The organism is Allobosea sp. FG18 (genome assembly GCF_057809495.1).
In genome coordinates, this window is record NZ_JBMDKB010000053.1 from 1 (window position 1) to 9,873 (window position 9,873).

Below are 9,873 nucleotides of genomic sequence, written 5' to 3' on the forward strand. Positions count from 1 at the left end.
CCCCCCCCCCCCCCTCGCCGGTTACGCTGGTGAGAACTGGTTCATGGTGTTGGCGTGGCCGCCCGCCTTCAGCGCGCGATCGCCGGCGACCATCTCTTTGAAAGTGTCGCCCAGGTCAGAGCCGACTTCGTGCTGGTGTTTCACAGCTGATATCCCCCGACGGATCTCCTCGCGCTGAACCGTGTTGACGTAAGCCTTCATCCGATCGTCGCCGAAATAGCCGCGTGCGAGCTCGTCGACGCTCTTGGCAGTGAGGTGGAATGTCGGCAGCGTGATGAGATTGTGGAACACGCCGGCACGGGCGGCGATGTCAACTTGGAAGCGGGCGAGCCTGGCATCGGCCTCGTGGCCGAGCTCGCTGTCATCGAGATCGGCGGCCATCAGCGCATTGCTATCCGGGTAGTCGTCGGCCTTGATACGACCGTCTTTCAGCCATTCCGCACGGACCTGCTTACGCAGATTGAGCGTCCAGTTGAACGAAGGCGAGTTGTTATAGGCCAGCTTGGCACCCGGGGCCGCCTTGCGGATCTCCGCGACCATCGAAGCGATCTCGTTGACGTTGGGGGTATCCGTTTCGATCCAGAGGAGATCGGCTCCGCCCTCATTGATGGAGGCAATGCAGTCTTCGACGACACGCGCTCGGCCGCTCCCTGCCTTGAATTGGAAAAGACCGTTGGCGAGCCTCGTCGGCCGCACGAGCTTGCCTTCGAGCTGGATCGCGACCTCGCCCTCCTGAAGCGGGGAGGCATCGGACACAGGCTCGGTGTTGAGCCACTTGGTGTACTGAGACGCCAAATCGCCGGGCTTCTGACTAACCGGAATCTTCTGCGTGAGACCGGCGCCCAGGCTATCGGTGCGGGCGACGACAACTCCATCGGTGACGCCGAGTTCTTCGAAAGCAAGACGGCAGGCACGCAGCTTCTCGATAAAGTCCTCGCGCGGGACGGTAACCTTGCCGTCCTGGTGTCCGCATTGCTTGGCGTCCGAGACCTGGTTTTCGATCTGCAGGCAACAAGCGCCGGCGCGGATGAGCTCCTTCGCCAGGAGATAGGTCGCATGCTCGTTGCCGAACCCAGCATCGATATCGGCGATAATCGGAACGACATGAGTCTCGAAACCATCGATTGCGGCTACAGCGGCCGCTTCAGCCTTGGCATCGCCAGCCGAGCGAGCGTCCTTGAGAGCCTTGAAGAGGTCGTTCAGCGCTACCTCATCCGCCTGGCGCAGCGAGACATAGATCTCCTCGATGAGATCCGCGACTGCGGTCTTCTCATGCATCGACTGGTCGGGGAGATGGCCGAAGCGATTACGAAGGCCTGCGACCATCCAGCCCGACAGGTAGACGTAAGAGCCCTTGGCCGTGCCGCGGAGTCGCTTCACAGACTTGATCATCTGCTGGGCGTGAAACCCTGACCAGCAGCCGAGCGACTGAGTGAACTTTGAGGTGTCGGCGTCATAGGCAGCGATGTCGTGGCGCATGACAGTGGCCATCTCGCGAGCGATATCGAGATGGGTGTCAAATGTGTTTTGAAGGCGCAGCTGCGCGATGTCATCGATGGCGACGCCGCCTGGGGCAAATCCCGAAGGATAACGGGCCAGGAGTTCGCTCCTGAGCTCCGCGTAGGTGGGGCGACGGGTGCCCGTCGGGGCAAAAGACTTTGGCTGCTGGGCGATGGCGTTCATGGCAATTTCCTTCTCTTCAGGATTGATATGCCGCTGGCGCTGAGCGACGGTCGCGCTCAGCTTTTCAAACCGCGATGTTGTCGATCAGTCGGGTGCCGCCCAGTCGCGCGGCCGCCAGAATCCGAACGGAGCCTCAGGTGAGTGAACTGACCGGCTCCAGGGTTTCGGCGCCCCGAACTTCCAGATAGTCGACGGCGAAGCCGGACGCAGTGAGTTCGTCGCGGGCGGCGCTGATCGCCTGCGCTACGGACTTCCGTAGACGGATATTCGCCGCCAGGTTCTGCATGACACGATGCAGCGTCGGTGCCTGATAGCGCTCTTCGGCCGTCAGATACCGATTGCGCGAAGACACCGCGAGCCCATCAGGTTCACGCAGCGTCTCGACGGGGATCACCCGGGTGCCAAGCCCAAGGTCCGACGCCATTCGTGTCACGACCTTAAGCTGCTGAAAGTCCTTTTCGCCAAAAACCACGAAGTCAGCACGGGATTGGGCGAACAGCTTACAGCAGACTGTCGCGACACCTTCGAAGTGACCGGGACGAAATTGATCTTCAAGACCAACCGCCGCCGGTCCAACGACACGCACGGTTGTAGCGAAATCGGCAGGGTACATTTCCCCAACCGAAGGGAAGTAGACGGCATCGACCTGCGAAGCCATTAGCTTGCAGCAGTCGTCTTCGAAGCTTCGAGGATACTTTTGGAAGTCCTCATTTGGTCCAAATTGCGTCGGATTCACGAAGATCGAGACGATGATCCGGCTGGCGTGGCGACGACCGGCTTCAACGAGCGAAAGGTGCCCCTCGTGTAACGCTCCCATAGTGGGAACGAGAGCAACTTGCTCTCCCGACGCGCGCCATCCATCGACAGCCTCGCGCATCGCCGAGGCTGTCTCAAAAATCGAGAGTCGATCCACTGGAACTGCCTCTACGGCCTCGCGCCCGCCCCGCGACGGGTGCAAACTGCGCTGGGTTGTGGATAGCCGGATCAGGCGTCGTAGCCGTGGGCGGCTTCGTTGATGACGATCACGGGCGCCCGGGCACCTTCGAGAGGCCGGGTGTCGGCTCCATTGTCCGGTTTCGTCGAAGTGAATGCGTCGATCAGGCGGCGAACCGTCTCCTGGGTTGCGGGCGAATGCTCGTTCAAGCCCAGAGGCTTCAGACAGCTTTCGATGAGCTCACGTGGATTTTGATGTCGCGTCATGGATCACTCCATTGGCTTCGGGTCGCGAGCACATGAGCGAGAAGCGCCGCTTTGCGGTCGGCTGCTCCCCGCGTGCTCACCGGGTTGTCTATATATTGACAGGGAGCGGCGGTGGCGCAAGAATTACTGGTAAATCAATGTGTTAATGAGAAAATCGCTGTCAAGTTTTGCGTCGATTGAGTCAATCTTGTAAAGGTCAAGTGTGCAGCAGATGAATGTCCAGATCGGAGGCAGGATCAAACGCTTCCGTCGATTGCGGAAGGTCAGCCAGGCGGCTCTCGCTGAGGCGTTGGGGATCTCGCCGAGCTATCTCAATTTGCTGGAACACAACCGCCGGCGGGTGACCGTTCCGCTGCTGTTCAGGGCGGCGGCCTATTTCGGCGTGGAACCTGGAGAGCTCGCGGAAAGCGAAGAACCCCGGCTCGCGGGAGACTTGATGGAGTTGTTCGGCGACGATCTTTTTGCCGACTCCGATTTGACAAACCAGGACATCAGCGATCTAGCGACATCCAATCCCGCGGTTGGCCGGGCAATCTTGCGTTTATATGACCGATATCGCGCCATCGGCGCGGAAGGTATTTCTATCAAGCCTCAGATTGAGGCGGGGGACTCTGTCACAACCGACGCGGTCTCCGATTTCCTTCAGGCGAACGCCAACCATTTCCCTGTTCTGGAAACTGCCGCCGAACGCATTCGGAAGGACATTGACGACGCCTCGGAGTCGTTCGAGCACGGTCTGCGCACATACCTTCACAACGTTTTCGGGCTTCAATGGCGATTGGCAGCGCTTCCGCCGGGAATGACCCGAAGGGTCGACACGCTGCGTAATGAAATTCTGACCGCCGATCTCCTCCCCGCCGAGACAGCAGCATTTGCAGTTGCGCAGCACCTCGGCCGGTTGGGAGCCGGCAATATCATAGCCCAACTCATCATCGAGGCATCGCTACCGGAGGAAGCAGAGCCGGTAGCCCGGAATGCGCTGACGGCTTACTTCGCGGCTGCCCTCATGATGCCCTACGAGCCATTCTTCCAAGCCTGCAAGGAAACGCGGTACGACGTCGAGCGCATCAGTCGCCGGTTCCGCACCAGTTTCGAGCAGGTGTGTCATCGAATGACGACGCTCCAGCGGCCGGGCCGTAGCGGCGTGCCGCTGCACCTCGTTCGAACCGACATCGCGGGGAATATCTCGAAGCGCTTTTCGCTGTCCGGCATCCACATCCCGCGCCACTCAGGCGCGTGTCCGCGATGGAACGTTTACGGGGCATTCCTTCATCCGGATCGGATCAACGTTCAGATCAGCCAAATGCCCGACGGCCAGCGGTTCTTCTGCATCGCGAAGGCAGTCACCAAAGGCGGCTATCGGCATAATGAACCCAAGCGGCATCTCTCCATCGGGCTTGGCTGCCATATCGCCTATGCAAACGAGCTCATTTATTCAGACGGTGTCGACGTTTCGAATCCAGAGCTCGCTATTTCCATCGGAGTTGGGTGCCGAATATGCCCTCGCACCGGATGCGCGCAACGTGCGCACCCGGTTGCCGGCCATAGAATGACGTCAGATGAGAACGACCGTTCTGAAAATTTCTATGCGAGTACGTGACCCTCGGAAAGCTTGCCCAGCCCGCGGGGCTAACCGGACGCTGGCGAAAGCGATGATGGGGAAGAAATAGTAGCGATTGCCGCGGCTGCGGATTTGCCTCCTCCTTCGCGTACCGTGACGGCATTGGATGCGAAGGGCACCTCCGCCTCGGTCAACCCGCGGTAAACGCGCTTGAGCGCTTCTCGTTGGAGGGTCGACGCCTGATTGGGCTTTGCCGTGAACTTCAGGCGCACCACGATGGCACCCTCAGTGATATCTGCGACCCCCTGCATTTTGACCGGAAGGATGAAATAGGGCCCGAATTCAGGGTCGCCCATCAGCTCAGCGCCGATCTTCTTGATCGTTTTGCGGGCCTTTTCGATGTCGGCGGTGTGGTCCAGGCGAACGTTGAACTTCACAGTCGCCCAGTCACGGCTTGCATTGGTCAGCGAGGAAAGCGGGCCGAATGACACCGTATGGATTTGGCCGCTTTGGTGGCGCAGCTGCATTGATCGCAACGATATTTTTTCGACGGTGCCCCGGACACGGCCTGTATCGACGTATTCGCCAACCCGAAAAGCATCCTCCAGCATGAAGAAGAACCCTCCGACGACATCGCGTATCAGGTCTCGGGCGCCGAAGGATACGGCGAGTCCAAGCAGGCCAAACCCCGCTAGGAGCGGCCCGGTGTCAACGCCGAGCTGCGAAAGAAGGACCAGTGCTGCGAGTGCGAGCACCGCAAAAACGACAACACCCCTGATAAGGGGCATGATGGTGACTAGCCGAGAAGGCCTGTACTCATCGGCCTCGTCTTCGTCTCCTGGCGAACTCACTGGCCGCTTGGGCGCATATGCATCGAAGAATGTTCTCAGGAATACGAGCGCGACCCAACAACTGAAAGCCAACGCGGCCACGCCACCAATCTGGCGGGTTAAAGAGCTGAACTGTTCGGTGCTCACTCCGAACAGAAACCCGGCCCAATGTCGGGCTAGAAAGATTGAGCCGACGACCCACACAAGTCCGCTTGCCGCCACCTGTGCTGCACGACTGGCCGCTAGCGAATATGGGCTGTTCTCGCTGACAACCGCCGAATGAGCCCGTCGCGATGCCAACAAGCTGGCAACTCCCACGGCCAGTATCGGCGTCGCCACGATCTGGAATTGCGTCCAGCTGGCAGTCCGGACCCATCCGTCGCCGTTCGACGCTGCCCAGGCGGTATTGCCGACCATCCAAAGCAGGATAAAGCAAGCGGCGTAGATCCAGCCCGCGGCCGCTGCCACAATGCGGCATCCCGGCCCGGGGACTGTCCCGACGGTGAGGATGAGCACCTCTAAATCGCGCCGGCCGTCTACAAACCACCACACCTTGAACAACATGAGCGCGAAGCCGGCCAAAACCAGAAGACCCGCGAAGGTCTGGGGCCCTCCTACTCGCTGCGAGAGCAGCGTCACCGCCATAAGGGCAGGCGACGCGACGCCATAGAACGCTAACAGGCGATAATGGCGATTGGCTCGGGGCAAGGGCATGAGACGCCGCGCCGGAGCACCTGGCGCCAGAAGGAAGCGCCCGGCTATCAGATACGCGGCGGAAATTGCGACTGATGTCGAGATTGCGTGGAGGGTTGCCCGTGCGAGATCCTGCTCCGGAAGCCATAGGTTCCTGAGAACCTGCAGCACGAGTAACCCAATCCCAAGCGTCAGAATATCGTTCGCAAGAAGCCAGGACGACGCTTTGAGGCGACCCGCTAACTCTGCGGTGGAGTCACCCACGCGTCGGGCAAACCAAGGCGCGGTCGCGCGCCGGAACAGCATCGCAGACACAAGAGCAAAAGCCAGAATTGCCGCAATTCGCCACTCAGCTGCAATGCCACCACCGCCATTGCGCACCTGACTCCACGCCGCGCGCCAGTCGCCTGGTAGATCGGCCAGCAAAGGAACTGCGCGAAAACCAGACGCGAGACCTTCCACAAACCGGCTTAGAAATGCCTCCACCGGCGAGTCGTCGACCACTGCCCCAAATGGGCGCTGGCCGACGTTCGGAGGAGCCGCCGGCGCCGCCGAGCCAATGCTCCGGTTCTCCCCGGCAATCCGAATCTCGACCTTGCTTCCGGCGGCCCCTAGTGCCTCAAAGGTTCTGCGAAGGGTTTCCGGCGCTTCATCACCGCGCAGGGTCAATACGAACGGGTCGGAGGAGGGATGCTCCTGCCCAAAGCTCGCGTTCGGAGCGCACACCAGCGTCGCCACGAGCGCGGCAATTCGAAAAAGTGCGAAGCCAAGCTTGCGCTCAGGTCTCAGCCCGATCGGTTTTCCCGGAAGTTGAATCTGGGGCATCTTCGCCGGATGCTCTTCATCTGTAATCGGACGCCGGCGAACAATCGCCACTCGTTGGGGCGCCAATTTTATGATGAGCTTGATTTCGAGAGTAGGGCGCGGCTGGCGATAGGCCCTATAACCTGAGCTGATAAATCCGATCGAAGCGTCGGGGCGGCATTGCTGCCGCCTCCCGTTTGCTCGTCGGTTCGATGATAGTCCAGCCTATTTGTATTCTGGCCCAGCCGCCGTCGGCGTCGGGTATGGGCCGGCGAGTGTCGCAAATCCCATCTGCGCCCAGAACGCGCAGTTGTGCCTCGAGGCGAAGCTGGGGTCGCTCACTGGCTCGCCCAGCGCGAGCAGCATGACTTCCTCCCGATCGACCTTGAAAGCCGGCCAGTGCGGCAAGCCCGGACCATTAGGGTCGCCGGTAGCCGCAAAGTTCGTCCAGTACTTGATCATTTGGTCGGACAGCGCCCTTTGCTGATCGGTCAATGGGCCTTGGTTGAAGATATAAGACAGATCCTTGGTGTGCGCTGCTCCGGGTACCGCGTTCGGCGCGTCAAAAATTGGCGCAGGATATGGGGCGGATCTGTCGGCGAATTCATATGCAAAGACCGAAGTGTGCGGGGCTGCAAGTTGGTTCGCCAGCCTCATGTTGCACAGGCCAATGCGGTTGTTGGTGACCATTCCCGAGTCGCTCAGGACCACCGCCAGGGCTTCGAGAACTGAGCCGAATTTGGCCAAGGGATAACGCTGCATGACCGCCTCAACACGCGAGGCGCCAAGGTACTGTTTCAAGATCTCGGGGTATCGTTCGCTCGCTAGCACCTGCCCCTTTTGCGCATACTGTGTCGCCAGCTGAAATAGCCCCTCATCGGTATTCGAGCCCTGAATGAAGGGGACACGGTTGAACTGACCAGTCGCGAAGGCCTCACGAACCGGGATGGGAAGGACCCCGCCTCCCCAGGACGGTTGGGCCGCAGCGGTATCCGATTGGGCCCCGCGCTCCTTGGCTAGAACCGCACCGGCGGGAAGCGCCCTGAGACACGAAAGGGTTTCCGGACCTGAGCATCCCAGCTGTGTCGCGACGTCCACTCCTCGCTCTTCTGACGCCGCCAGGGAAGGGTAGAACTGCCACTGGCAGGGGCCACTTTGAGAGATCGCTCGGCGAAAGAGTCCCTTCGCTGCAGGTGAAGCCATTAGGACGCAGACGGCCTGCGCGCCGCCTGACTCCCCGAATAGCGTCACATTGTTTGGATCCCCACCGAAGCTCGCAATGTTGTCGCGAACCCATCGAAGCGCCTCGATTTGATCGAGGGCGGCATAGTTCCCGGACCCGAGCGATGGCTCCTCCGCCGACAATTGCTGGTGTGCCATAAAGGCGAAGATGTTGAGCCGATAGTTGATACCGACGTAGATGACGGGGGTGCCGCCCGTCACTAGCCGGTCGGCCTTATATTCATGCGCTGCGGAGTTGCGCTGACCACCGCCGTGGAGAAACACCATGACGGGTGCGGGAGTGCGCCCGTCGTTTTTTGGCGCCCAGATATTCAGGTAGAGGCAGTCCTCGTTGGAACTCGCCAATCGCCCCGTTTGTGGGCATGGACTGCCAGGCGCCAGGGCATCTCGTGACCCTGACCAAGCCACGACCGGAGCCGGTGGCCTCCACCGGAGATCCCCGACGGGAGGTCGTGCATATGGCACGCCTTGGAAGAGCGAGAGATTGCTGTCAGCGAGTGCCCGGCCCCGCAGAGAGCCTGCCTTCGTCTGAACAGTGACGAACTCTCCCGAGGATTGGGGAGCAGCAGTTTGTGCTTGCGCGACGCTCAAGAGCCAGGAGCTCAGGATTGCAACGCCTGCCAAGCGGGCGACAGAGCTCACCGAGCCCCTGAAGAACGCTCTCCAGTCCATCTCTACCTCCGATGCGCGTACGAAAGTCCGGGCCACAGCAGGAGTTGAGCTTGTGGCCTGCTAATCCAGTCCGTTTCGCGAAAGGAAAGCTGACATGAGATCAGCAATCTCAACGTTGTTGAGATCCGAGAACGGAAAATGCGTGTTTCCCCTCACGCCGATGCTGGGGAGGTCTACGATTTCGACGTGGCCGCCGCGACGGTTCACGGCATCGGCCCAGAGACGAGCCATTGCCGCTCGCACACGCCACTGATCTTGGCCGTGATTTTCGACCGGTTCGGACGGAATGAAATCGCCGAAAAAGATAACGATGGGGATCCTCGTGAACTTCAAAAACTCATCGAGGGGGACTTCCATGGCGGCCAGTGGCCCGCCGGCGCTCGGCATCTCGCTGGGCGCCTCACCTTCCGGGAACGGAAAATTGCTTCCTGGCTCGTAGCAGACAATGCCGCGGACGTTCTCCGTGCGAAGCACGGTCGACCATCCGATGCCGCCGCCTTGCGAATGCGTCACCAGCACACAAGGCCCAACTTTGTCAGCGACCGCGGATATCCCATCCGCTGCCACCGCGAGATCGAACGGACCGGTGGTCGGTGTCATCTGCCGCAGAAACTGCTCCAGACACTCCGCTGACGTGCAAAACTGAACGCCTGGAAAGAAGTCCGGCCAAACGCCGAGCCGCAGAGTGTTGAACCAGAACTGATCGCTGGGCGTTGCAGTCAGTTCGAACGGAACAGTGCTTTGGCCCGACTTGCCGCGGCGAGGCTGATCGACGCAATAGACACTGAATCCGCGCCGAAGGAAGAGGTTCTGAAACCCTTCCCTCCCGTCCGGGGTCGTTTCCCACGTTCGCGCCGACTGCGAGTTGCCATGGACGAACACCAACGGATAGGGCCGGGGCTCGATCGGGATCTGATAGAAGGCATAGGCGTGATCGCCATGCAGGGTCTGTCCGGCGGCTGGGGGAAGCCCCGTCGTATAATCGCCGTCTGTTCGGACGATGCTTCCTCCTACAGCAAAGCTACCTTGGCTTAGCAGCACGAGTGGCGACGCGCTCGTGCTTCCAGCCGTCGATCGTTTAGCTTGATCCATTGCGCCGTGACCAATCGATTTTCTCGGAAGTGCGACCAGAATGCGGATTCCGACGTGAAGCCGGCCGGCATTCCGATCAATATCCGGCCACCGTTC

Annotated in this window: 6 protein-coding genes and 1 pseudogene; 1 reads left to right on the forward strand and 6 read right to left on the reverse strand. The window is 60.4% G+C overall.

Annotated elements, in window-relative coordinates:
* Positions 1-21 precede the first annotated feature (21 nt).
* The 3 genes and pseudogenes from ACODTJ_RS28550 to ACODTJ_RS28560 all read right to left on the reverse strand — a co-directional run bounded on the left by ACODTJ_RS28550 (position 22) and on the right by ACODTJ_RS28560 (position 2,826).
* Positions 22-1,683, reverse strand: a complete 1,662-nt coding sequence (locus ACODTJ_RS28550; protein ID WP_488851552.1) for an isocitrate lyase — start codon at positions 1,681-1,683, stop codon at positions 22-24.
* A 64-nt stretch (positions 1,684-1,747) separates the two neighbouring features.
* Positions 1,748-2,596, reverse strand: a pseudogene (gene panC / locus ACODTJ_RS28555) (pantoate--beta-alanine ligase).
* A gap of 71 nt (positions 2,597-2,667) precedes the next feature.
* A complete protein-coding gene (locus ACODTJ_RS28560; RefSeq protein ID WP_488851554.1) occupies positions 2,668-2,826 on the reverse strand; it encodes a hypothetical protein in 159 nt (52 codons plus the stop codon).
* 268 nt (positions 2,827-3,094) lie between these two features.
* Here ACODTJ_RS28560 and ACODTJ_RS28565 point away from each other — a divergent pair, with 268 nt between their 5' ends.
* Complete coding sequence (locus ACODTJ_RS28565; RefSeq protein ID WP_488851556.1) at positions 3,095-4,483, forward strand: helix-turn-helix domain-containing protein; 1,389 nt, start codon at positions 3,095-3,097, stop codon at positions 4,481-4,483.
* A gap of 29 nt (positions 4,484-4,512) precedes the next feature.
* Here ACODTJ_RS28565 and ACODTJ_RS28570 read toward each other — a convergent pair whose 3' ends face one another.
* From ACODTJ_RS28570 to ACODTJ_RS28580, 3 genes are all read right to left on the reverse strand, one after another.
* Entirely contained in the window at positions 4,513-6,843 is a 2,331-nt protein-coding gene (locus ACODTJ_RS28570; protein ID WP_488851558.1) for a mechanosensitive ion channel family protein, read from the reverse strand.
* 153 nt (positions 6,844-6,996) lie between these two features.
* A complete protein-coding gene (locus tag ACODTJ_RS28575) occupies positions 6,997-8,685 on the reverse strand; it encodes a carboxylesterase/lipase family protein (protein ID WP_488851560.1) in 1,689 nt (562 codons plus the stop codon).
* A 60-nt stretch (positions 8,686-8,745) separates the two neighbouring features.
* Positions 8,746-9,873, reverse strand: a 1,128-nt coding sequence (locus ACODTJ_RS28580) for an alpha/beta hydrolase (protein ID WP_488851562.1), incomplete at its 5' end; no start/stop codon positions are given.